The sequence below is a fragment of the Bradyrhizobium sp. BR 10261 genome (assembly GCF_019455395.1).
Lineage (GTDB): Bacteria > Pseudomonadota > Alphaproteobacteria > Rhizobiales > Xanthobacteraceae > Bradyrhizobium > Bradyrhizobium manausense.
Map to the genome: position 1 here is coordinate 227,448 of NZ_JACOFQ010000005.1, position 22,782 is coordinate 250,229.

General features: G+C 63.8%; 22 protein-coding genes and 1 pseudogene. 14 read left to right on the plus strand and 9 right to left on the minus strand.

Annotated elements, in window-relative coordinates; translation table 11 throughout:
- Window positions 1-48: 48 nt before the first annotated feature.
- Both HYH07_RS07905 and HYH07_RS07910 read left to right on the plus strand, forming a co-directional pair.
- Window positions 49-1,185, plus strand: coding sequence for a thiolase family protein (locus tag HYH07_RS07905; protein WP_220001965.1), 1,137 nt, complete (start codon window positions 49-51; stop codon window positions 1,183-1,185).
- A complete protein-coding gene (locus HYH07_RS07910) occupies window positions 1,182-1,541 on the plus strand; it encodes a Zn-ribbon domain-containing OB-fold protein (protein ID WP_220001966.1) in 360 nt (119 codons plus the stop codon). The genes HYH07_RS07905 and HYH07_RS07910 overlap by 4 nt, the downstream gene beginning before the upstream one ends.
- A gap of 466 nt (window positions 1,542-2,007) precedes the next feature.
- Here HYH07_RS07910 and HYH07_RS07915 read toward each other — a convergent pair whose 3' ends face one another.
- On the minus strand, window positions 2,008-2,178 hold the full coding sequence (locus tag HYH07_RS07915; protein ID WP_220001967.1) for a hypothetical protein: 171 nt from the start codon (window positions 2,176-2,178) through the stop codon (window positions 2,008-2,010).
- On the opposite strand from HYH07_RS07915, the gene HYH07_RS07920 reads away from it, so the two are divergent.
- On the plus strand, window positions 2,177-2,704 hold the full coding sequence (locus HYH07_RS07920) for a carboxymuconolactone decarboxylase family protein (RefSeq protein WP_220001968.1): 528 nt from the start codon (window positions 2,177-2,179) through the stop codon (window positions 2,702-2,704). The two genes, HYH07_RS07915 and HYH07_RS07920, sit on opposite strands and share 2 nt — an antisense overlap.
- Before the next feature lie 26 nt (window positions 2,705-2,730).
- A complete protein-coding gene (locus tag HYH07_RS07925; protein ID WP_057759035.1) occupies window positions 2,731-3,033 on the plus strand; it encodes a nucleoside triphosphate pyrophosphohydrolase family protein in 303 nt (100 codons plus the stop codon).
- Between the two features lie 149 nt (window positions 3,034-3,182).
- On the opposite strand, the gene glsA is transcribed toward HYH07_RS07925, so the two are convergent.
- Together glsA and HYH07_RS07935 are read right to left on the minus strand one after the other, a co-directional pair.
- Window positions 3,183-5,030 (minus strand): glutaminase A, encoded by a 1,848-nt coding sequence (gene glsA / locus HYH07_RS07930; protein WP_220001969.1) that lies wholly within the window; start codon window positions 5,028-5,030, stop codon window positions 3,183-3,185.
- A 137-nt stretch (window positions 5,031-5,167) separates the two neighbouring features.
- A pseudogene (locus HYH07_RS07935) lies at window positions 5,168-5,388 on the minus strand (acetyl-CoA carboxylase biotin carboxyl carrier protein subunit).
- Window positions 5,389-5,483: 95 nt separating this feature from the next.
- Between HYH07_RS07935 and HYH07_RS07940 the strand changes: the two are divergent.
- From HYH07_RS07940 to HYH07_RS07950, 3 genes are all read left to right on the plus strand, one after another.
- The gene (locus tag HYH07_RS07940; RefSeq protein ID WP_220001970.1) at window positions 5,484-6,458 is read left to right on the plus strand and encodes an IclR family transcriptional regulator; all 975 of its coding nucleotides are present in this window, start codon (window positions 5,484-5,486) and stop codon (window positions 6,456-6,458) included.
- Entirely contained in the window at window positions 6,388-7,947 is a 1,560-nt protein-coding gene (locus HYH07_RS07945) for an acyl-CoA carboxylase subunit beta (RefSeq protein ID WP_220001971.1), read from the plus strand. Before HYH07_RS07940 ends, HYH07_RS07945 begins: the two co-directional genes overlap by 71 nt.
- 304 nt (window positions 7,948-8,251) lie before the next feature.
- Complete coding sequence (locus tag HYH07_RS07950) at window positions 8,252-8,785, plus strand: hypothetical protein (protein ID WP_220001972.1); 534 nt, start codon at window positions 8,252-8,254, stop codon at window positions 8,783-8,785.
- A gap of 24 nt (window positions 8,786-8,809) precedes the next feature.
- On the opposite strand, the gene HYH07_RS07955 is transcribed toward HYH07_RS07950, so the two are convergent.
- Together HYH07_RS07955 and HYH07_RS07960 are read right to left on the minus strand one after the other, a co-directional pair.
- On the minus strand, window positions 8,810-10,285 hold the full coding sequence (locus HYH07_RS07955; RefSeq protein WP_220001973.1) for an FAD-binding oxidoreductase: 1,476 nt from the start codon (window positions 10,283-10,285) through the stop codon (window positions 8,810-8,812).
- 185 nt (window positions 10,286-10,470) lie between these two features.
- Window positions 10,471-10,920 carry a cytochrome c gene (locus HYH07_RS07960; protein ID WP_220001974.1) on the minus strand — a complete coding sequence of 150 codons (450 nt, stop codon included), beginning with the start codon at window positions 10,918-10,920 and terminating at the stop codon, window positions 10,471-10,473.
- A 298-nt stretch (window positions 10,921-11,218) separates the two neighbouring features.
- On the opposite strand from HYH07_RS07960, the gene HYH07_RS07965 reads away from it, so the two are divergent.
- Entirely contained in the window at window positions 11,219-12,313 is a 1,095-nt protein-coding gene (locus tag HYH07_RS07965) for an alpha/beta hydrolase (protein WP_220001975.1), read from the plus strand.
- 26 nt (window positions 12,314-12,339) lie between these two features.
- The gene (locus tag HYH07_RS07970; protein ID WP_220001976.1) at window positions 12,340-12,645 is read left to right on the plus strand and encodes a hypothetical protein; all 306 of its coding nucleotides are present in this window, start codon (window positions 12,340-12,342) and stop codon (window positions 12,643-12,645) included.
- Window positions 12,646-12,741: 96 nt separating this feature from the next.
- Here HYH07_RS07970 and HYH07_RS07975 read toward each other — a convergent pair whose 3' ends face one another.
- The 3 genes from HYH07_RS07975 to HYH07_RS07985 form a co-directional block, all read right to left on the minus strand.
- Window positions 12,742-14,037, minus strand: a complete 1,296-nt coding sequence (locus HYH07_RS07975; RefSeq protein ID WP_220001977.1) for an MFS transporter — start codon at window positions 14,035-14,037, stop codon at window positions 12,742-12,744.
- A 115-nt stretch (window positions 14,038-14,152) separates the two neighbouring features.
- Window positions 14,153-15,340: an acetyl-CoA C-acyltransferase gene (locus HYH07_RS07980; protein WP_220001978.1), complete on the minus strand. Its 1,188-nt coding sequence runs from the start codon at window positions 15,338-15,340 to the stop codon at window positions 14,153-14,155.
- 305 nt (window positions 15,341-15,645) lie between these two features.
- On the minus strand, window positions 15,646-16,416 hold the full coding sequence (locus tag HYH07_RS07985; protein WP_220001979.1) for an enoyl-CoA hydratase: 771 nt from the start codon (window positions 16,414-16,416) through the stop codon (window positions 15,646-15,648).
- A gap of 153 nt (window positions 16,417-16,569) precedes the next feature.
- On the opposite strand from HYH07_RS07985, the gene HYH07_RS07990 reads away from it, so the two are divergent.
- On the plus strand, window positions 16,570-17,109 hold the full coding sequence (locus HYH07_RS07990; RefSeq protein WP_220001980.1) for a PaaI family thioesterase: 540 nt from the start codon (window positions 16,570-16,572) through the stop codon (window positions 17,107-17,109).
- Between the two features lie 59 nt (window positions 17,110-17,168).
- Complete coding sequence (locus HYH07_RS07995) at window positions 17,169-17,789, plus strand: TetR/AcrR family transcriptional regulator (RefSeq protein ID WP_220001981.1); 621 nt, start codon at window positions 17,169-17,171, stop codon at window positions 17,787-17,789.
- 109 nt (window positions 17,790-17,898) lie between these two features.
- Here HYH07_RS07995 and HYH07_RS08000 read toward each other — a convergent pair whose 3' ends face one another.
- Window positions 17,899-18,807: a LysR family transcriptional regulator gene (locus HYH07_RS08000; protein WP_057758154.1), complete on the minus strand. Its 909-nt coding sequence runs from the start codon at window positions 18,805-18,807 to the stop codon at window positions 17,899-17,901.
- A 102-nt stretch (window positions 18,808-18,909) separates the two neighbouring features.
- Between HYH07_RS08000 and HYH07_RS08005 the strand changes: the two genes are divergently transcribed.
- From HYH07_RS08005 to HYH07_RS08015, 3 genes are all read left to right on the plus strand, one after another.
- Window positions 18,910-20,406, plus strand: coding sequence for a CoA-acylating methylmalonate-semialdehyde dehydrogenase (locus HYH07_RS08005; RefSeq protein WP_220001982.1), 1,497 nt, complete (start codon window positions 18,910-18,912; stop codon window positions 20,404-20,406).
- A 152-nt stretch (window positions 20,407-20,558) separates the two neighbouring features.
- Entirely contained in the window at window positions 20,559-21,704 is a 1,146-nt protein-coding gene (locus HYH07_RS08010) for an isobutyryl-CoA dehydrogenase (protein ID WP_220001983.1), read from the plus strand.
- On the plus strand, window positions 21,701-22,771 hold the full coding sequence (locus HYH07_RS08015; RefSeq protein ID WP_220001984.1) for an enoyl-CoA hydratase/isomerase family protein: 1,071 nt from the start codon (window positions 21,701-21,703) through the stop codon (window positions 22,769-22,771). Before HYH07_RS08010 ends, HYH07_RS08015 begins: the two co-directional genes overlap by 4 nt.
- Window positions 22,772-22,782: the final 11 nt, after the last annotated feature.

Genomic DNA, 22,782 nt, shown 5'->3' on the forward strand with positions numbered 1-22,782 from the left:
CCGGGCTCGGCACTTTGGACCGCCCCGGAATGACGATGGGGGCGCACCATGAGCTTCATCACCGGTGTCGGCCTCACGTCTTTCGGCAAACACGAAGGTTCGTCCTCGCTCGAACTGATGAGAAAGGCGGCGCAAGCCGCGCTCGACGCCGCCGGCCTCAAACGCGCCGAGATCGACGGCACCCTCTGCGGCTATTCCACCGTCTCGCCGCACATCATGCTGGCGACTGTTTTCGCCGAGCATTTTGGCATCCGCCCGTCTTACGCCCATGCCGTGCAGGTCGGCGGCGCGACGGGCCTTGCGATGACCATGCTCGCCCATCACCTCGTCGTATCAGGTGTCTGCCGCAATGTGCTCGTCGTCGCCGGCGAGAACCGCCTGACCGGGCAGAGCCGCGATGCCTCGATCCAGGCGCTGGCGCAGGTCGGCCACCCCGACTACGAGGTGCCGCTCGGTCCGACCATTCCCGCCTATTACGGCCTCGTTGCCAGCAGGTACATGCACGAATATGGCGTGACCGCAGAAGACCTCGCCGAATTCGCCGTGCTGATGCGTGCGCACGCCTGCACCCATCCTGGGGCGCAATTCCGCGATCCCATCACGGTGGCCGATGTCATGGCCTCGAAGCCCGTGGCGATGCCGTTAAAGCTGCTGGATTGCTGCCCGGTGTCCGACGGCGGCGCTGCGTTTGTGATCAGCCGCGAGCGAACCGGCGAGGCGGGCGTGCGGATTCGCGGCTGCGCGCAGGCGCATACGCATCAGCATGTCACCGCCGCACCAGGCTTAAGCGAGCTCGGCGCCGAAATCTCCATCGCGCGCGCGAAGGAGGCTACTGGGCTGGCAATATCAGACGTGCGTTACGCCGCGATCTACGACAGTTTCACCATCACGCTGGCCATGCTGCTGGAAGACCTTGGCCTTGCCGGACGAGGCGAGGCGGCTGCGCGCGTGCGATCGGGGCATTTCGGCCGCGACGGCGAGATGCCGCTCAACACTCATGGTGGCCTGCTCAGCTACGGCCATTGCGGCGTCGGCGGCGCCATGGCGCATCTGGTCGAGGCGCATTTGCAGATGACGGGCCGGGCAGCGAATCGCCAGGTGCGTGACGCCTCGATTGCGCTGCTGCACGGCGACGGCGGCGTGCTGTCGTCCCATGTCAGCATGTTTCTGGAGCAAGTGCGATGAGCGAGCGCTTAGCTGATTGGACCAGCGGCGAAGAGGGCATTACCTACCAGGCCTGCGCCGCGTGCGGTCATGTCCAGTATTTCCACCGCGCTTTCTGCGCCGCGTGTGGAGCCGCAGGTCCGCGCGAGGCGCGCGCCAGCGGCAGGGGCAGGGTCTACGCGGCCTCTCTGGTCTGCCGCGCCGCCACGTCCGAGACGCGCGCGCACGTGCCCTACAACATCCTCCTGGTCGATTGCGCCGAAGGATTTCGGATGATGGCCCATGGCGATAACGGATTGGCCATTGGCGATGCGGTCATGGCGAGCTTCAGGCCTTTTGCCGGTAAGCTCGTGCCGTACTTCGCCAAAGAGAAATAGTGGGATTGGGATGCTGTAGCCCGGATGGAGCGCAGCGAAATCAGGGAATCTCACCTCGCGGATTTTCCGGGATTGCGCGGAGCCTGTCATCGGGCGGCGCTTCGCACCGACCCGTTGGCTCCATCCGGGCTACGGCAGCAACGAGGGATTTCGTCATTCGGGGGCGGTCGTGGGACCGAGCCTGGAACGGGAATTCTGGGCCTGGCCTGCCAGGGCCGCGCTTTGCGCGGTCCGAGGGCCACTCCGGAATGACGAAAACTCCTCAGCGCGCGTAGAACAAGATGCTGGCGACGACGAGCATCGCCATCACCGCCAGCATATGCGCGAACGCTTCCGAGGCTGCCCCCTTGGAGGCTTCCTTCATGCCGTTTCTCCCTAGACTTGGGCATGACTCGTCGTTGCGTGGTAAGCGCGCAGACGGCCAATTGTTTTTACTCGGAACACCCCACTCGAGTATTCACCGCAATTAAGTCCCCACGCAGCGAATATCGACTGTGCCAAGGTCGATCAGCAATGCGGCGGCAATTTGACTCGATAATGTTGCTCCTGCGTCGGGCTGCGAATAGAGTTTTTGGGTACTTATTCCGGTAACGACAATAAGCCTCAAAGGCGTCAGGAAAAACTCAAGGTAAATCATGGCCCGTATCGACTACAGCGATCCGTCCAAGGCGTCCGACCGCACCCGCGAAATCCTCGACAAAAATCGCAACGCCAACATTTTCCGCATGATGGCGCATTCGCCGAGCTATTTTGAGCAGTATTGCCGGCTCGGCGGCGCCATCAGGCACAAGGGCGAGCTCGATCCTGTCGTGCGCGAGCTTGCAATCACGCGCACCGGCATTCTGTGCGAGGCGCCGTACGAGATCATTGCGCACAAGCGGATCGGCAAGAATGTCGGCGTCACCGACGCGCAGAACGAGGGGCTGGAGAACTGGCAGGCCGCCGACTGTTTCGATGAGACGCAGCGCGCCGCGCTGGCCTTCACCGACGAGATCGTCAAGCTGAAGAAGCCGACCGATGCGACCTTCAGGGCAATCGCCGCGAGGCTGACGCCGGCTGCACTGGTCGAGTTGCAGCTCTCGGTCGGATTCTACATCATGACGTCAAAGTTTTTGGAGACATTTGAGATCGATCTCCAGCCCGTCACCGAAGTGGTGGGCTGATCAGACGCGAGCTGCGGGGGATGGTCATGACGATCGATGAATATGCGGCCTGGGCTGCAACCATTGCGAAAGTCGATGAGCATCCCTCGAACGAGCGGCTGTCCTATCTCGGGCTGGGCCTCGCCGGCGAAGCGGGCGAAGTCGCAGAGCACATCAAGAAACTCCTGCGTGACGACTGGCTCGACAAGGCGGGTCTCGTCGAAGAGCTCGGCGACGTCATCTACTACTGGGCCTGCCTGTGCGCCGCGACCGGCCAGCAGCCGTCCGAATTGCTCAAGGCCAGCGCCGCCAAGATCAAGCGGCGGATCAGCGAGGCGGCGAGCCGGTAAGGCAGCTGCGCGTTTTGGGCACTGACAGTCTCCGCAGCGTCATGGCCGGGCCTGTCCCGGCCATCCACGCCTTGCTAAGCAGCACGGTGAACGTGGATGCCCGGGACAAGCCGGGGCATGACGACCTCCCGCGAATGAATGATCGCGGCTCAGGTCGACGTCAGAATGTCCACCTTGGTATTGGCGACGATCAGGCGATCGGCGAGCAGCTGCGCCAGGTTGCGCATGATGCGCTCGCTTGCCCGCGGGTGCTGCTTGCGAAAGCGCTCAAAGTCCTTCAGGGGCACTTCGAACGCGGTCGCTGCCATATCCGCGAACACGTCGGCGGTGCGGGCGGTCTCGATCAGGGCCATCTCGCCGAAGGCCATGCCGGCGGTCAGCGTCGCCAGGCGCACGCCGTCGGGCAGGGTGACATGCACCGCGCCGCTGCGCAGGAAGAACAGCGCATCGGCCGGATCGCCCGTCGTGACGATCTTTGCGCCGGACTGATAGGTCCTGATGGTGCAGATCGAGGCGAGATCGGTCAGCTCTTCCGCGCTGAGGCCGTCGAGCAGCGGCTGTTCGGACAGCTCGGTGGTCTCGTGAAAATCGATCGAGCCTCCGTAGCGATAGACGATCTGGTCTTCCGCCCATTCGATCGCCGTGTCGAGCAGGTAGAAGTCGCGGACGTTCTTCAGCTCCGCGGTCCATTCGCGCAAGCTGTCCCATTCCCTGGAGGCGCGCCTGACGCCTGACAGAACCACGGTGACATCAAGCGCGGCGAGCTCCTCGAAGGCTTCGGCGATCAGGCGGGCGCCAGCGCGCGTAGTGGAGGTGACGCGGTGCAGGTCGAACACGACGATTTGCGGTCGCGGCCGCCCGGCGAGCCGCCGCGAGACATAGTCGACGGCCGACAGCGACAACACGCCGACCAGCTCGATCACGCGCACGGCCTGCTCGTGCGCGGCAAGGATGTCGCGCTCCTGCTGGCGGCGGACGCGGCGTGACGGGCTCTTGCCGATGTCGTAGTCGGCGATCACGGCGTTGCGGGCGTCATCGCTGCGGTTGAGCATGTGCAGGTCGTAATGCGAGGACAGCGCCTCGCAGACCTTGATGCCGCGCACGCTGTTGCCGTGCTTGTCGAGCTTTGGCGAATAACTGCCGAGCCCGAGACGGGCCGGGAGCGCGGCCAGAATGCCGCCGCCGACGCCGCTCTTGGCGGGGATGCCGATCCGGTAGATCCACTCGCCGGCATAATCATACATGCCCGACGACGTCATCACCGACAGCGTGCGCGAGATCGCATACGGCGTCAGCACCTGTTCCCCGGTCACCGGATTGACGCCGCGATTGGCCAGCGTCGCCGCCATCACCGCGATGTCGCGCGCGGTGACCAGCACGGCACATTGGCGGAAATAGACGTCGAGGACTTCAGCGACATTGTCCGAGATCACCGCATTGGTCTTGAGCAGGTAGCCGATGGCGCGATTGCGGTCGCCGGTCTGGCTCTCCGAAGAGTAAACCGCCTCGTCGACGGCGAGCTCGCGCCCGGCAAAGCGGCTGAGCGCAAGTCGGATCTGCTCGAAAGCCTCAGATCCCTTGCTGTCGTAGATCAGCCCCGTGCAGGCGATCGCGCCGGCATTCACCATCGGATTGAACGGATGATTTTCCGCGTTGAGCCGGATCGAATTGAAGGGATCGCCCGAGGGTTCGACACCGATCGCCCCCTCGACCTTGCCCGCGCCCAAAAGATCCAGGGCCAAAGCGAACACGAACGGCTTGGACATCGACTGGATGGTGAAGGGCACCCGGGAGTCGCCCACCTCGTAGACATGGCCGTCAAGCGTGGCGAGGCTGATGCCAAAATAGGCAGGATCGGCTTTGCTCAGTTCGGGAATATAATCTGCGACATGACCTGCAGTCTCCGCGGAGAATTCATTCAGGCATGTGTCGAGAAACCGCAGCAGCGGCGGCTTCGAGCGGGTCCAGGCGGAGGCGTGCAACGGTTGCGCTATCATCGCTCCCTTGTGCAACGCATTAAACATATGCGCAACCCGTCGGTCTCGTGGTGACGCCCGAACGCAAGACGCCGCGTGCCCTTCCGATATCATCTGTTTCAGATTGTCGTGGCTGAGAAGCCGCCGATGGCGCGTGCTCAGCTCACGACGATCGCGATCGCCTGTCCCTCCGCAACGCGGTCATCGATCTTCACGAGCAATGAAGTCGGCGCGCCTGATGCGGGCGATTGCACCGGTATCTCCATCTTCATGGCTTCGACGACCACAACGTCCTCGCCATCGGCGACAGTTCCTCCAACTTGCACGGGAGCTGCGCAAAGGCGGCCGCGACCTCCGTCACGATCTTAATTTCTGGCATGCCATCGCCTTTTTGTTGTCGTCGCAAAATGCCTGAGGTAGCGTCGTTCACAAAGTGGAATTTAATTCCGCAGAGCGGAACAAACGGTAGGGATCATGGGACGACGTTCGGAGCGGTTAAGCAGGCAAGGTGCGCTCGCTGGCGATGCCGGTGAGGGTGATGTCATCCAGGTGGTGTCGCGCGCGTTCGACGTGTTGCGATGCTTCGAGGGCCACGAGGCGCGGCTCGGCAATCTCGAAATTTCGAATCGCTGCGGCCTGCCGCGCTCGACGGTGTCGCGGCTTACGCACACGCTGACGCGCATGGGGCAGCTCGTCTATCTGCCGCGTGATCAGAAGTACCGGATCGGTCCGAGCGCGGTGGCGATGAGCGCCTCGATGATGAAGGGCGCGCAGCTTCGCAGCATGATCCGCCAGCGGCTTCAGGAAGTCGCCGAGCAGCTGCCCGGCACGGTCGGCTTCGTCGTGCCCGATCGCTTCCATTTGGTCTATCTCCAGTTTGCGCGCTCGCCTTCTGCGCTCGGCCTGCACGAGGGCACCGGCAGCCGTATCTCGATGGCCTCGACTGCGGCGGGCGCGGCCTACACCGCGGCTCTGGCGCCGCAGGTCGGCGATGCCTTCATCAACGACATGGAGCGCGAAGCGCCGGAGGCTGCAAAGATCCTGCGGCCCCGCATCGAGGCCAACAGGCAGTCGCTGCGCGAGCGCGGCTATGTCACGGCTTGCGGGCTGTGGAGCCCGCACATCAACGGCCTGGCGGTACCGATCTGGTCGCCGCAGTACCAGACCTTCGTGGTCGTCACGATCGGGCTTCTGTCGGCGATGTATGACGAGCAGCGCCTGCATGACGAGGTCGCGCCGCTGATGCTGGCGCTCGGCCGCTCGCTCGGCAGCCTGATGGAGGGCGCCGAAGGCGATGCCTTCAACAACCGCATCTCGCGCAAGCCGGTCGCAATATCAGTGCATAACAATAACAAGCCGATCAGTTCGGAGGGAGTGAATGAACTGGAAGCCGGAACTCGACGAGCTCGCCCGGCGCGAAGCCTTCGCGCGGGAGATGGGCGGCGTTGACAAGGTCAAGCGACAGCATGACCAGGGCCGGCTGACAGTTCGGGAACGCATCGACAGACTGATCGACAAAGGTAGCTTCCACGAGATCGGTGCCGTCTCCGGCATCGGTGAGTACGATCCCAAAGGCGAGCTGAAGACCGTGACGCCGGCGAACTGCGTGTTCGGCCGCGCGCGCGTCGACGGCCGCACGGTCGTGGTTGTCGGCGACGATTTCACCGTGCGCGGCGGTTCGGCGGATGCGTCGATCTCGGCAAAGCCCTTGATGGCGGAGGAGATGGCGCACGACTTCCGTCTGCCCATCATCCGCATCATCGAGGGCTCCGGCGGCGGCGGCTCGGTCAAGACCATTGAGACCAAGGGTGCGGCTAACCTGCCCGGCGGCATCGGCGGCACGCGCTGGTATCGCTTCACGACGGAGAATTTGTCGCGCGTGCCTGTCGTCGCGCTCGGCCTCGGCTCGGTCGCGGGCCTTGGCGCTGCGCGCCTTGCCGCCAGCCACTATTCGATCATGACCCGGAAGTCCGCGATGTTCGTGGCGGGTCCACCGGTGGTGAAGGCGCTCGGTCAGAACCTTTCGAAGGAAGAGCTCGGCGGCGCTGATATTCAGACCAAGGCCGGTGCGGTCGATCACGCCGTCAATACCGAGGAAGAGGCCTTTGCCTGCGCCCGGCGCTTCCTGTCCTATCTGCCGTCGTCGGTCTACGAGCTGCCGCCGACCCTGCCTTGCATCGACAATCCGGAGCGCATGGAAGAAGCGCTGATGAAGGCGGTGCCGCGCAACCGCAAGCAGGTCTACAAGGTCAGGCCGATCATCGAGCAGGTCGTCGACAAGGGCTCGTTCTTCGAGGTCGCCAGTAATTTCGGCAAGCCTATCATCGTCGGCCTCGCGCGGCTCGAGGGCAGGGCGGTGATGCTGCTCGCCAGCGACAGTTTTCACTATGGCGGCTCCTGGACGGCCGATGCCTGCCAGAAGGTGGTGCGCTGGGTCGACTTCGCAGAAACCTTCCACCTGCCGATCGTCTATCTCATGGACTGCCCGGGCTTCATGATCGGTCTCGATGCCGAGAAGGCGGCGACCATCCGCCACGGCGTCCGCGCCATGGCCGCGGTCAACCAGACCACCGTGCCCTGGTGCACCGTGATCCTGCGCAACGCCTTCGGGGTCGCCGGCGTGGTGCACCAGCCCGCCGACCGCTTCTCGATCCGCTACGCCTGGCCGTCCGCCTATTGGGGCTCGCTGCCGCTTGAAGGCGGCATCGAAGCCGCCTACCGCGCCGACATCGATGCGGCCGAGGACAAGGCAGCCAAGCTGAAGGAGATCGAGGAGCGACTCAACAGACTGCGCTCGCCGTTCCGCTCGGCCGAGAAATTCTGGGTCGAGGAGATCATCGATCCCCGCAAGACGCGTTCGCTGCTGTGCGAGTTCGCACGTCTTGCCGAGCCGCTGCGCAAAGCGGGGCCGCCGGAGAACATGACGATCAGGCCGTGATGGACCGTCTCTCGTGTCTCGGACAAGCGGCAACGCGTTAGCGTTGCTGCGCAGAGCCGGGACCCAGAAAGCCACAAGCAAGATCGCGCAAGGATAGGCCCCGGCTCTGCAACAGGGCACGTAGGAAACGGTCTGGATTGCTTGTCCGCAATGATGATTGTCGCGTGAGTGCGTCCGTGCTCGGGTCGGAAAGTTAACTCAGGTTAATCGCACACTCTTTTCCGCCGCTCTTCAGGCTCATTTCAGCCAAACCAATACTGGTCTTTTGCAGGGGGGCAGGACCCTCCAACTCAGAGTCCTGCAAATGATCAAGCCAGTTCTTTCTGCGTGCATTTTTGTTGTCGTCAGTTCTACCGTTGCCGACGCGCGGCCTTATCGCCCCGCCCAAGCGTCTCAGTGCAACGTCACCATGCCCTGCGACTTCTCCTATTCGCCCGCCCGACGCGAACGGGCTCCCAGGCCGTTGCAGGCCTATCGCTCAGCGCAAATGACGCTGACCGATGCCGGCGCCACGGCCACCACGATCAACGTCTCCGGCGAGCGCATCATCGGAGGCCGGCCCGCCGGTTGCCCATCGTCGTTCTGTGGCTGCGGCGCGGCGCTGCGCGTGTTCGGTCATGTCGTGCCGGAATTGAATCTTGCATCCAACTGGCTGCGCTTTCCGCGTGCGGCGCCGGCGCCGGGCATGGTCGCGGCGCGACGGGGGCATGTTTTCGTTCTCGAGCAGTCTCTCGGCGGCGACATGTGGATGGCGTACGACGCCAACTCGGGCGGTCACGCCACACGCATGCACGCGCGTTCGCTGCGGGGCTACACTATCGTCAATCCGCGCGGCTGAGGCAACGGCGAGGTGCTCGGCCCATCACACCCGCAGCACCTTGCCTGGATTCATGATGTTCTGCGGATCGAGCGCGCGCTTGATGGTGCGCATGATGTCGAGCTCGGTCTTCGAGCGGTAGTGGCTGAGCTCGTCGAGCTTTTCGATGCCGATGCCGTGCTCGGCCGAGATCGAGCCGCCCATGGAGGAGATGAGGTCGTTCACGGCCCGCGTGATGGCAGCGGTGTACTGGTTCAGCGTCTGCTGATCCACGCCGATGGGTCCCATGAACGAGAAATGCAGGTTGCCGTCGCCGATATGCCCGAGCGGATAGGGGCGAATGCTCGGGAGAATGTCGAGCACGGCCTTGAGTCCCTTGTCGATGAACTCGGGGATCCCCGAGATCGCCACCGACACGTCATAGCTGATCCCCGGTCCCTCGGCGCGGGAGGCCTCGGCCATGGCTTCCCGGATGCGCCACATGTTGCGTGACTGACTGACGGTCTGCGCGATCACCGCATCGAGTACGCGACCGGCTTCGAGCTGGTCGGCGAGAAACGCCTCCAGCTTCTCCGACATGCCGTCGGCCCCGTCCTGCCGCGGGCGCGAGGACGACCATTCCAGCAGCAGGTACCATGGCGTGTCCGCCTTCAGCGGATCCTGCACACCGGGAATGTGGCGCATCACGAGGTCGACGGCCGCGCGGCTCAAGAGCTCGCAAGAGCCGACATTGTCCTCTGACGCCGCGTGCGCTTCGGAGAGGATCTCCAGCGCCGCGCGCGGATCGCGAACGGCCAGCCACGCCGTGCAGACATCCTTGGGCGCCGGCCACAGCTTGAGGACGGCCTTGGTGATGATGCCGAGCGTTCCCTCCGCGCCCATGAAGAGGTGCTTGAGGTCGTAGCCGGTGTTGTCCTTCTTCAGCGCGCGCAATCCATTCCAGACGTCGCCATTGGGCAGCACGACCTCGAGCCCGAGCACGAGATTGCGGGCATTGCCATAGCGCAGCACCTGCACGCCGCCGGCATTGGTCGAAAGGTTGCCGCCGATCATGCAGGAGCCCTGGGCACCCAGGCTGAGCGGCAGGAACCTGTCGTGACGGCTAGCTGTCTCCTGAAGCGTTTCCAGCACACAGCCGGCCTCGACCGTCATGGCATAGCCGACGGGGTCAACGTCGAGCACGCGGTTCATCCGGCCCAGCGACAACACGATGCCGGTGTGCGCAGGCCAGGGCGTGGCCCCACCCATCAGCCCGGTGTTACCGCCCTGGGGCACAATGGCGACGCCATGCTCATGGCACAGCCGGACGAGCTTTGAGACTTCCTCGGTACTTCCGGGACGAACGACGGCGCCGGCGCGGCCAAACAGCAGCCCCCGCCAATCGGTGACGAACGGCTGCATGCCGTGCTCGTCCTCGATGAAGCCCTTCTCGCCCACGATCGCGCGCATCGCGTCGCGGAGCTGGGCAGTCAGGGGAGTGGTCGGAATGGTGGGGACGGGCGACGGGAAGGCAGTCGGCATCGTGTTTCCTCTGGCGCATCTTGGTGTGCACTGCGCGCGCGAAGCGCTTGAGGCCGCATTGTCCACGTTTGGGCCGCCAAGTCTAACGGCAATATGCCCCGAGCCAGGGGTGGGAGGCATTGAGCGGCGGGCCGCTCTGGAGGGCAGCCAAGCGCCGGGGGCAGGTCATCTCGCCTTGCCGGCTGCTACTTTTGCTGAATCCGGCTGAGATAATCGACAACAGAGAGGATGCGCTTTCGCACAACGACCTCGGGGTTCTTTTCCGGCCCGGCCTTTTCCCAATATGACGGATCGACATAGTGAGGCAGGTTGACGATGGGATTGAACCGCTCGCCCCAAATCGGCATTTCACGAGAGCCGTGAGCGGGAACTGTTTTCATTCCCTCTATTGTTTCGTAAATGGCGTCCGCGGGAAATACGCCGTTGTTGTTCTTGGCCAGCATCGTCAAATCGGCAGGCGGTGTCCTCAGCTGGTTGCTGACCGGCCCTTTGCCCCTCGCATCCGCACCATGACAGCTCGCGCAGGACGACTGAAACTCTGACTTGCCGACGTCGACGTCTTCAGCCTGGGCCGCGGCGGTGAAACCAGCGGTAAGACCGGCAATTATCAAACACTTGACAGCATGTTTTCCCATGTCGCGCTCCGACGCCGGCGAGTTAGGCCTCATTTCCTAGCCGCTTCGTTCCCCGACCGTTTGATGCACATCAAGGCTGGTTTCCGGCATAGAAGCCTTTGGGCCGGAGTTCTGGCAAGGGATCATCGCGTCGTCGGGAGCCGGCCTGCCTGACCGGAGGTTTGATCTGGATCAATCGGAACAGCGTGCGGCTGCCTTTGCTTGCCGGATGCACCCGCTGGCGGCGTCAAAATCGGGGCCGGCAACAGGCGATTGTAAGTGCTCCGGACCCCATTGTGTGCGCCGGAAGGAGAACCGGATGCATCCTCGGAGCCGTATCGTCGCTTCCCTGCATGTTGCTGCTGTCGTGCTGGCCATGCTGGCCTGCGCTTCCTGCACCATGCGCCCCCTGCAAGGCGTGCTGGTGCCGAGCAGTGAGGCCGTTGAAGCGAGCTCCCAAATTCCTGTTCTGATCGGAACGACACGGGCGCGTTCAAGCGGCGATCCCGGGGAGATGTTCAGCCGGGAGCCGTCGACCGAGATGGCATTTGCCCAGGTCACGGTGTCGATTCCACCGGATGGATCGCGCAAGGTCGGAGAGATCCAGTGGCCGCTCTCGCCTCCCGGCGATCCGCGCAAGGAGTTCGTCACCGCATCGGTTGGTTATCTGGATCGCGCCGAATTCAATGCTGCCATCACCCAAGCGGTGAAGGCCACGCATCGCAACAAGGCGATGGTCTTCGTGCACGGCTTCAACAACCGTTTTGACGATGCGGTGTATCGCTACGCGCAATTCGTCCATGACGGCCGGCTTCCCGTCATTCCCATCCTGTTTTCATGGCCGTCGCAGGGGGCAGGCAATCTTGGGTCATACGACCACGACCGCAAGGTCGCGGGCCAATCGGGCGCGGCACTGGCCGAACTGCTGGTGGCCGTGAACGCCAATCCCGCCATCAAGGAGATCACGTTCGTCTGCCATTCCATGGGCTGCCTGGTTACACTCGACGCGCTGCGGAGCAGGGTCTCGCGGAGTGGATCGGTGTCGAAGCTGAAGAATGTCGCGCTGGTTGCGCCCGACATCGGCTTCGACGAGTTCATCAGCGCGGTCGGAGCTTTGGGGCCGCGGCGCCCCCGCATCGGCCTGTTCCTGTCGCAGGATGATGTCGCTCTCAAAATCTCGAAGTCGCTTGCCGGAGGGACAATTCGCCTCGGTGATATCAATCCGCAGGAAGAGCCGTACAGAAGTGCGTTGGCGCAGCAGAAGATCCTGGTGTTCGACCTCACCCAGCTTGGTGGAGACGATTCCCACTCCAGAGCCTTCGACGAGGTGAGCTCCGTCATGGGGATGGTCGAGCGCAGACTCGCGCAGGGCCAGCAACTTGGCGAGGACGCTTCAAGAACGGCCTCCCGTTAGCCCGGCTTGCTCCCGGCTGCGTCCGGTTGATCGGTGAGTGGAGGATCTGGTCCGGGAAGGTCTTCGCTCGCTCGTCGGATGTCCAATGGTGGCCTGACGCCGGTATTCGGGGCTTCCGCGACCACTTCTCGATCCGTAACGCTGTTCGCGCCGCGATGCTAGGAACGATTTTCGCCGCGCTGCATTCAACGCGCATGAAGAACCTTTATTTCGGCATCAGTGCTCTCGTTGGTGCGCTGGTTCTCCTCACGATTTGGCTGGGCCAGCACGAATGGCAGGCGTCGATCGACCGCCTTGAGCAATGGGAAAGCCGGTCCCCGGCCGGGCGTTGATGGCGATGCCATCACTGGCGAGCATGTCAACAGCTCCATTTCGGCGGCGGCGAGGCACCTCGGATCCGGATCGGCTGATTCACCGCCGCGATCGCTTTAGGCCATCGCGGGTTTTGCCTGTGGCTTCGGCTGTCGCGATAGTGCCAGCACGATCAGCGAGGCAAATACGCAGAGCGCGCCGGCAATGAAGAAGGCGGGCAGATAGCTCTGCAGCAGCGTCCGCGACAAGCCAGCGCCGAAAGCGGCAGTGCCGGCGCCGAGCTGATGCCCGGCGAAAATCCAGCCGAACACCAGATTGGCACGTTCGGGGCCGAACTTTTGCGCGGTGAGCCGCACCGTGGGCGGCACCGTCGCAATCCAGTCGAGGCCGTAGAACATCGCGAAGATCGACAGGCCATAGAACGAGAAATCGCTGAAGGGCAGGAAGATCAGCGAGAGGCCGCGCAGGCCGTAATACCAGAACAGCAGGAAGCGATTGTCGTAGCGATCCGACAGCCAGCCCGACATGATGGTGCCGAAGAAGTCGAAGATGCCCATCGCCGCCAAAAGGCTCGCCGCCTGCACCTGCGGGATGCCGAAATCGAGGCACATTGGGATCAAATGCACCTGCACGAGGCCGTTGGTGGATGCGCCGCAGACGAAGAAGGTCGCAAACAGGATCCAGAACGCGCTCGACTTCGAGGCGTCGCGCAGCGTGCCGAGCGCCACCGCCGTGATCGAGCCGTGGCTCACGGGAGGTGCGGGCATGGGCTCGCTGCCCTCGTCGCCGAATGGGCGCAGGCCCACATCGCTTGGGCGGTCGCGCATGATGAGCATGACCGCCGTTGCGGAAACGCCAAGCATGATGCAGACGAAGCCGAGCGCCGGTCGCCAACCAAAACGTTCGGTCAGGCTCGCCAGCAGGGGCAGGAATACGAGCTGGCCGGTGGCGACGCTCGCGGTCATGATGCCGATGACAAGGCCGCGGCGCGCTGTGAACCAGCGCGTCGCGATGGTGGCGCCCAGCACCAGCGCGGTCATGCCGGTGCCGATGCCGACCACCACGCCCCACAGCATCACGAGCTGCCAGACCTGCGTCATGCCGAGCGAGAGCACCAGCGCCGAGACGACGATGAGCTGCGCCGTCAGCGTGACGTTGCGCAGGCCATAACGGTTGAGCAGGGCGGCCGCGAACGGCGCCATCAGCCCGAACAGGATGAAGCGGATCGACAGCGCGGAGGAGATCTCGGCCGTGCTCCAGCCGAACTCCTTCTGAAGCGGAACGATGAACACCCCGGGCGCGCCGACCGTGCCGGCGCTGATCAGTGCTGCGAAGAAGGTCACGCCGACCATCACCCAGCCGTAATGGATGTTGCGACGGCCGAGCGCGGCCGAGAGCCAGTTCGAGATCATTGCGCCTCAATCCAGGTTGGCGGGTTTTGGCAGGCCCGCGTCATTGTTGCAGTTCTGACACGAAAACGGGAAGTCTGAAATGACAGACTTCCCTCAATTTCGGACGTTGCGATGCCTAGGGCGTCAGGCGCTCCACCGCGATTGCGGTGGCCTCGCCGCCGCCGATGCAGAGCGCCGCGACGCCGCGCTTGAGGTTGTTGGCTTCGAGCGCATGCAGCAACGTCACGACGAGCCGCGCGCCGGTCGCGCCGATCGGATGCCCGAGCGCGCATGCGCCGCCATTGATGTTGAGTTTTTCGCGCGGGATGCCGAGATCGCGCTGCGCCGCCATCGCGACGACGGCGAAGGCCTCGTTGATCTCGAAGAGGTCGACATCACCCGCGCTCCAGCCGACCTTGTCGAGCAGTTTTCTGATCGCCGGGATCGGCGCCGTGGTGAACCATTGCGGCTCCTGGCTGTGGGTGGCGTGGCCCCTTATCTCGGCGATGGCAGGAAGGTTGTTGCGATCGGCGAGCGAGCGCTTCGTCAGTACCAGCGCTGCGGCGCCGTCGGCATTGGCGGAGGAGGCCGCCGGCGTGATGGTGCCGTTGGCACGGAACGCCGGCTTCAGTCCGGGGATCTTGTCGGGATCGACCTTCAGCGGATGCTCATCATTGGCGATCACGCGCGGGCCAGCCTTCTCGGTCAGCGTAACAGGCGCGATCTCGGCCTTGAACGCACCGCCCTCGACCGCCTTGCGCGCGCGGCTCAACGTCTCCATCGCATAGGCGTCCTGGTCCTTACGGGTGAATTGATAAGCCTCGGCCGTGGCCTCGCCGAAATCGCCCATCGAGCGGCCGGTCTCGTAGGCATCCTCAAGGCCGTCCATCATCATATGGTCGATGATGCGGTCATGCCCGGCGCGGTAGCCGCCACGCGCCTTCGCGAGCAGATAGGGCGCGTTGCTCATGCTCTCCATGCCACCCGAGACGACGATCTCGGCCGAGCCGGCGCGGATGATGTCGTGTGCCAGCATGGTCGCCTTCATGCCGGAGCCGCAAACCTTGTTCACTGTGGTGGCCCCTGTCGCGTCGGGCAGACCAGCGCCACGCGCCGCCTGCCGCGCCGGCGCCTGGCCCTGGCCAGCCGGCAGCACGCAGCCCATGAAGACCTCGTCCACTTTCTCGGGCGCGAGCTCGGCGCGTTCCAACGCTGCATTGATCACGTGCGATCCGAGCTTGTGCGCGGCAAGCGGCGATAATTCGCCCATGAAGCGGCCGAGCGGGGTGCGGGCGGCGGAGACGATGACGACGGAATCGGCCATGACAGAACTCCTTGGCGATGATCTGTTAAATTATGATCATCATATGATGCGCCGCAAAAAATGCAACCGCGACCGGCATGAGAAAATGTCGTGGTCCGGATGACATTCGGTGGTGCGAGCGAAGTCGGGTGGGCGCGAGGAACGAGGGCGTCCCTCCAAAGATGGTGTCATGCCCCGGCTCGACCGGGGCATCCAGTACTCCGAGACGCTTGTAGTTGAATGAGGGGCCGCGGCGTACTGGATGCCCCGCCTTCGCGGGGCATGACAGCGGGGGACGGAGTGGTCCCTGGGTCTTCGCCCAGAACCTACCGCTTCCTGTTCACGAACGCCTGCATCAGCCGCGTCGGCTCGTCGGTCAGGAACGACTCGCCGAACACCTTGACGCTGAGGTCGACGGACTCCGTGAGTGGCAATTCCTCCCATTGCCGCAGTAGCGCCTTCTGCGAGCGCAACGCCTCCGGGCCACATTCGAGCAGCGTGCGCATCAAGTGCTCGATCTCGGCATCCAGCCCGCCCGCCGGCGCGACCTTGTCGATGAGGCCCCAGGACAGCGCCGTCGGCGCATCGATATTTTCTGCGGTCATCACCAGCCAACGCGCACGGGCCCAGCCGATCAGGCGCGGCAGCAGCGCGGCGTGGATCACCGAGGGGATGCCGACGCGCACCTCCGGCATGCCGAAATGCGCATCATGCGCCGCGATCCGGAAATCGCAGGCCGCTGCCACCTCGAGCCCCCCGCCGAGGCACCAGCCCGGCATGCGGGCGATCATCGGGGCAGGGAATTGCCGCACCGCCTCGCAGAGATCGCGCAGCCGGCTGATGAAGGCCTCCGCGGACTTCTGGTCGAGCTTGGCCATCTCCTTGATGTCGGCGCCCCCGATCATGCTCTTCTCGCTCTGGCCGCGCAGCACCACGACCCGGATGCTGCGGTCAGTGGCGAGCTTTTGCAGCCCTTCGCGGACTGCGTCGGTGACGTGCGAGCTCAAAATGTTCAGTGAGCCGGCGTTGCAGATTGCGACATGAACGACGCCGCGCGCATCGCGTGTCACGCCGCAGTGGTCGTTGAGCATTTCCATCGCGAGATCTCGAATCTTTCGTGGACGGGCGCGAGGCGCGGCCGTCGGTATTACTTCCGGGCCGAAACGCCGCGCTTGTCAAGCGGATGCGGCACTGTTGCCAGCATGAAGTCCGTCGCATAGTATGATTATCATAATATCAAAGAGGGCATCATGGCCGAATCCGCTCAAGTCGATTTGTTTTCATCCGCGCAGCGGCGCGAGCGCGTGGTCGACTGGCAGGTGCCTGCGCCGGTCGCGAAAGTGGCCATGGGGCTATCAGGCCTGGACGCCATGCTTGGCATCCGCGATGGTCGGCTGCCACCGCCGCCCTTCGCCAGGCTGATCGGTTTTATCATGGCCGTGGTCGAGCCTGACAGGATCGTGATGGAACTGGAGCCGCGCGAGGATCTCGAAAATACCATCGGCCTTCTGCATGGGGCGACCGCGGCGGCTCTGCTCGACACCGCCATGGGCTGTGCGATCTCGACGCGGCTGGAGGCCGGGCAGTCGTCGGTGACGCTCGACCTGAAAATCACCTTCCTGCGGCCGCTCTCGGTCCGGTCCGGGCTGATCTCAGCCGAAGGCAAGGTCATCAAGCTTGGGCGCCAGACCAGCTATACCGAAGGGTTTGTGCGCGATGGTAAAGGGGCACTCGCGGTCCATGCAACTGCAACTTTTTCCATGGTCGGCAACATCTTTGCCGGGAAATAATGCGCCGCTCGGTCGATATTCGTGTTATGAGATGACCTCCGACATCCAATGAGAGCTGCATGCGCTATTCTCGGGAACACAAGCAGGAAACCCACGACCGCATCGTGAGGAAGGCCTCCGTGCGGCTGCGCGAAAAAGGTGCCCATGGTATCGGCGTTGCCGACCTCATGAAGGAGGCGGGCCTCACTCATGGCGGCTTCTACGCCCATTTCGATTCGCGCGAGGCGCTGGTGATCGAAGCCTTTGCCTACGCCATGGACCGCTCCATGGAGCACTGGCGCAAGCAGTCCGATCAGGTTGCGCCCGAGAAGCAGCTCACCCAGATCGTCGAAACCTATCTCTCGGCGTTGCACCGCGACAATCCCGGCCAGGGCTGCTCGATCCCAGCGCTCGGCGCCGAGATCGCCCGCGAGAGCCCGAAGACGCGAAAAGCCTTTGCTGGCAAGCTCGACGAGATGATCGAGATGATGACCGATTTCATCCCGAACGTTCCGCGCAAGGCCGCGCGCAAGCAGGCGATCGCCACGCTGGCGACCATGGCCGGCACCATGCTGCTGGCGCGCATCGCCGGCTCCAGCGAGCTGTCGGATGAGGTGCTGAAGGCGGGCCGGGACAGCGCGCTGGAGATCGCCAAGCGGGAGCCGAAGGTGGCGGCGGCGAAAAAGGCGAAGCAAAACTAGGCGAGGTGCCGTAGGGGGGCAAAGGCGCGTAAGCGCCGTGCCCACCATCTCTCTCGGTCACAAAAATGCGTGGGCACGCTTCGCTTTGCCCACCCTCCGAGCCCGGCTTTTATCGCCCCGCAAACAACGCCCGCTCACGCTCCACGATCTCGCCGATATAATCCGCCACCGCCCGGATCCGCGCCAGATCCTTGCTGTCGGCGTGCATCAGCATCCAGAACGTCCTTGTGATCGAAATCTCCTCGGGTAGCACCGCCACGAGCTGCGGATAGTCGCTCGCCATGAAGTGCGGCAGCACAGCGATGCCGAAGCCTGAGAGAGTCGCGTTGAGCTGCGCGATCAGATTGGCGCTGCGGAAGCGCGCAGAGATCCGCGGCGACACCTGCGGAAGGTAGTCAAGCTCCGGCGTGAACAGCAGTTCCTCGATGTAGCCGACGAAACGGTGCTGCGGCAGGTCCTGCCGCGAGACGATTTTCGGGAAACGATCGAGATAGGCGGGGGCGGCGTAGAGCCCGAGGCGGTAGTCGAGCAGCTTGCGGCCAACGATGCGGCCTTCCTTCGGCATGGTCAGGCTGATCGCGATGTCGGCCTCGCGCTTGGAGAGGCTGAACAGCCGCGCAGTGGCCACAAGTTGCAGATCGAGGTCGGGATAGCGGTCGGCGAACGGGGCGAGCCTTGGCGCCAGGAAGGCGGTGCCGAAGCCATCGGGCGCGCCGATCCGCACCGTGCCGGTCAACCGCGCCACGGAGCCACCGACCTGCTCCTGGTTGGCCACAATGGTGGATTCCATCGCCTCCGCACTGTCGGCCACGCGCTGGCCGGATTCGGTGAGCAGGTAGCCGGTCTTTCGCCGGTCAAACAGCTTTGCCGAGAGATGCTTCTCCAGCCGGTCCACACGCCGGATCACGGTGGCATGGTCGACGCCGAGCTGCTTTGCGGCAGCCGACACCGAGCCGCCCCGCACGATGGCCAGCACGAAGCGGAAGTCGTCCCAGTCGATAGCGCCTTGATCCAGCATTTTCGCACATCTATGGTGCATTATCTCAGACTTGAATCCTATAAAATGCAGGTCAATAGGATTTGTCAAAGCGTTCAAGCTCGGCCTGAAGGAGATCATTCCATGCGCTCAATCGGACATTTCATCGGCGGCAAGGAGGTCAAGGGTACCTCGGGCCGCACCGCCGACGTCTTCGAGCCGATGACCGGTGACGTCCAGGCCAAGGTCGCGCTGGCGTCCAAGGCCGAGGTTCGCGCGGCCGTCGAGAACGCCCGCGCCGCACAGCCCGAATGGGCCGCCACCAATCCGCAGCGCCGCGCCCGCGTGATGATGAAATTTCTCGAGCTGGTGCAGCGCGATTACGACAAGCTGGCCGAGCTGCTGGCGCGCGAGCACGGCAAGACCGTGCCCGACGCCAAGGGCGACATTCAGCGCGGCCTCGAAGTCGCCGAGTTCGCCTGCGGCATCCCGCATTTGATGAAGGGCGAGTACACCGAGGGCGCCGGTCCCGGCATCGACATCTATTCGATGCGGCAACCCTTGGGAGTGGTCGCCGGCATCACACCGTTCAATTTCCCGGCGATGATCCCGATGTGGAAGTTCGCGCCCGCGATCGCCTGCGGTAACGCCTTCATCCTCAAACCATCCGAGCGCGACCCCGGCGTGCCGATGCTGCTCGCCCAATTGATGATGGAGGCGGGCCTGCCGGCCGGCATTCTCAACGTCGTCAATGGCGACAAGGAAGCGGTCGACGCCATCCTCGACGACCCTGACATCAAGGCCATCGGCTTCGTCGGCTCCACGCCGATCGCGCAGTACATCTACGAGCGCGCCGCCCAGACCGGCAAGCGCTGCCAGTGCTTCGGCGGTGCCAAGAACCACGCCATCGTCATGCCTGACGCCGATATGGACCAGGCGGTCGACGCGCTGATCGGCGCGGGCTACGGCTCGGCCGGCGAGCGCTGCATGGCGGTCTCGGTTGCGGTGCCCGTCGGCAAGTCCACCGCCGACCGTCTGATGGAAAAGCTGATCCCGCGCGTCGAGTCGCTCAAGATCGGCACCTCGATCGATCCGTCGGCCGATTACGGCCCGCTGGTGACGCGCGAGGCGGTCGAAAAGGTCAAGAGCTACATCGACATCGGCATCAAGGAAGGCGCGACGCTCGCCGTCGATGGCCGCGGCTTCAAGATGCAGGGCTACGAGAACGGCTTCTATCTCGGCGGCTCGCTGTTCGACAACGTCACCAAGGACATGCGGATCTACAAGGAAGAGATCTTCGGGCCCGTGCTCTCGGTCGTGCGCGCGCACGACTACAAGGAGGCGCTGGCGCTGCCGTCCGAGCATGATTACGGCAACGGCGTTGCCATCTTCACCCGCGACGGCGACGCCGCGCGCGACTTCGCGGCCAAGGTGAATGTCGGCATGGTCGGCATCAACGTGCCGATCCCGGTGCCGATCGCCTATTACACCTTCGGCGGCTGGAAGAAATCGGGCTTCGGCGACCTCAACCAGCACGGTCCGGATTCGGTCCGCTTCTACACCAAGACCAAGACGGTGACCTCGCGCTGGCCGTCCGGCGTCAAGGAAGGTGCGGAGTTCTCGATCCCGCTGATGAAGTGACGGCGTAGCCGTCATTGCGAGGAGCCCGTGACAAAATTGCGTAGCAATTTTGCACTGGTGCGACGAAGCAATCCAGACTGTCTCCACGGAGGGATGCTGGATTGCTTCGCTGCGCTCGCAATGACGATGGAGTGAAGAGGGTAGGCGCCAGCATGCAATTCGCTCTGAACGAGGATCAGATCGCGGTTCGCGACATGGCATTGGCGTTTGCGGCGGAAAAGATCGCGCCGCATGCGCTACGCTGGGACGAAGAGAAGCATTTCCCGGTCGATGTGATGCGCGAGGCCGCAACCCTCGGCATGGGCGGCATCTACATCCGTGACGATGTCGGCGGCTCCGCCATGACGCGGTTCGACGCCGCGTTGATCTTCGAGGCGCTGGCGACGGGCTGCCCGACCACGTCGGCCTTTATCTCCATCCACAACATGGCCTCATGGATGATCGATGCGTTCGGCAGCGACACCCAGCGCCATCAATGGTTGCCAAAACTTTGCTCGATGGAGCTGATCGCGAGCTACTGCCTGACCGAGCCGGGCGCCGGCTCCGATGCAGCGGCGCTGCGGACGCGTGCAGTGCGCGACGGCGATCACTACGTCCTCAATGGCCAGAAGCAGTTTATCTCTGGTGCTGGCGGCACCGATCTCCTGGTCGCAATGGTGCGTACCGGCGGTGATGGCCCGGGCGGCATCTCGACCCTCGTCATCGACGGCAAGACATCAGGCGTTTCCTTCGGCGCCAATGAGCGCAAGATGGGTTGGAACGCGCAGCCGACCCGCGCCGTGATGTTCGAGAACGCCCGCGTGCCTGTTGCCCACAGGCTGAGCGAGGAGGGGGTCGGCTTCAAGATTGCGATGGCCGGCCTCGACGGCGGCCGCCTCAATATCACGGCGTGCTCGCTCGGTGGCGCACAGACGGCGCTGGAGAAGGCGCGCGCCTACATGAAGGAGCGCAAGGCGTTCGGAAAACGTCTGGACGAATTCCAGGCCTTGCAGTTCAAGCTCGCGGATATGGCGATCGAGCTTGAGGCCGCACGCACCTTCCTGTGGCGGGCCGCGGCCGCATTGGATCGCAAGGACCCCGACGCCACCATGCTCTGCGCGATGGCAAAACGCTTCGGCACCGATGTCGGTTTCGAGGTCGCCAATCATGCCCTGCAGCTGCACGGCGGCTACGGCTACTTGAGCGAATACGGCATCGAGAAGATCGTGCGCGATCTGCGTGTGCATCAGATCCTCGAAGGTACCAATGAGATCATGCGGCTCATCGTGGCGCGCAAACTGATTGAGGGCGCGCGATGAACGAAGTGGAGGAGGGCGATCTGGTCGCCCGTATCGAGGGCGGGGCTGGCGTGATCAGGCTGAATCGTCCCAAAGCCATCAATGCCGTCACGCTGGAGATGTTTCGCGACATCGAGACGGCGCTCGACCGCTTCGAGAGCGATCCCACCGTTGCCGTGATCCTGCTGGAAGGCGCCGGTGAGCGCGGCCTGTGCGCCGGCGGCGACATCCGCACGCTCTGGGAAAGCTCGAAGGCCGGCGGCGATCTCGGCAAGATCCTGTGGCGCGAGGAATATATCCTCAACGCCCGGATCAAGAAGTTTCCAAAGCCCTATGTCGCTTTCATGGACGGCATCGTGATGGGCGGCGGCGTCGGCTTGTCCGCGCATGCGAGCCATCGGGTCGTTACCGATCGCACGAAGCTGGCGATGCCGGAGGTCGGGCTCGGCTTCTTTCCCGATGTCGGCGGCACCTATTTGTTGTCGCGCTCGCCCGGCGAGATCGGCACGTTCTTCGGCCTGACCGGCCAGACCATGAACGGGCCGGATGCGATCCACGCGAGATTTGCCGATTGGGTGGTTCCTGCAGCGAAATTGCCGGAGTTGCGTGAGGCGCTGACCAAGGTGCGCGCGGGCGCGACCGCGACTGATATCAGCAAGCTCATCAACGGTTTTGCGACCGGCGAGACCGCGGGGCCGGTCGCGGCAAAGGAGCCGGTGATTGATGCCTTGTTCGGCTTCGACCGCATGGAAGACATCTTGGCCGCGCTCAAGCGCGACGGCTCAGACTTTGCGTTGGCAACGCTCAAGACGCTCAACGAAAAATCGCCGCGCGGCATGGTGGTGACGCTGAAACTGCTGCGGCTGGCGCGCACCGCGTCGAGCCTGGAAGAATGCCTGGTGCGGGAATATCGCGCCGCGCTGGAGGTCTTCCGCAGCGATGATTTCCGCGAGGGCGTGCGTGCCGCCGTGATCGACAAGGACCGCAATCCGACCTGGTCGCCGCCGCGCATCGAGGATGTGACGCCAGAGATGCTTGAACCTTATTTTGCCGAGATCGGCGCCGACGAGCTCAAATTCAACCAATAAAGATCGAAGTG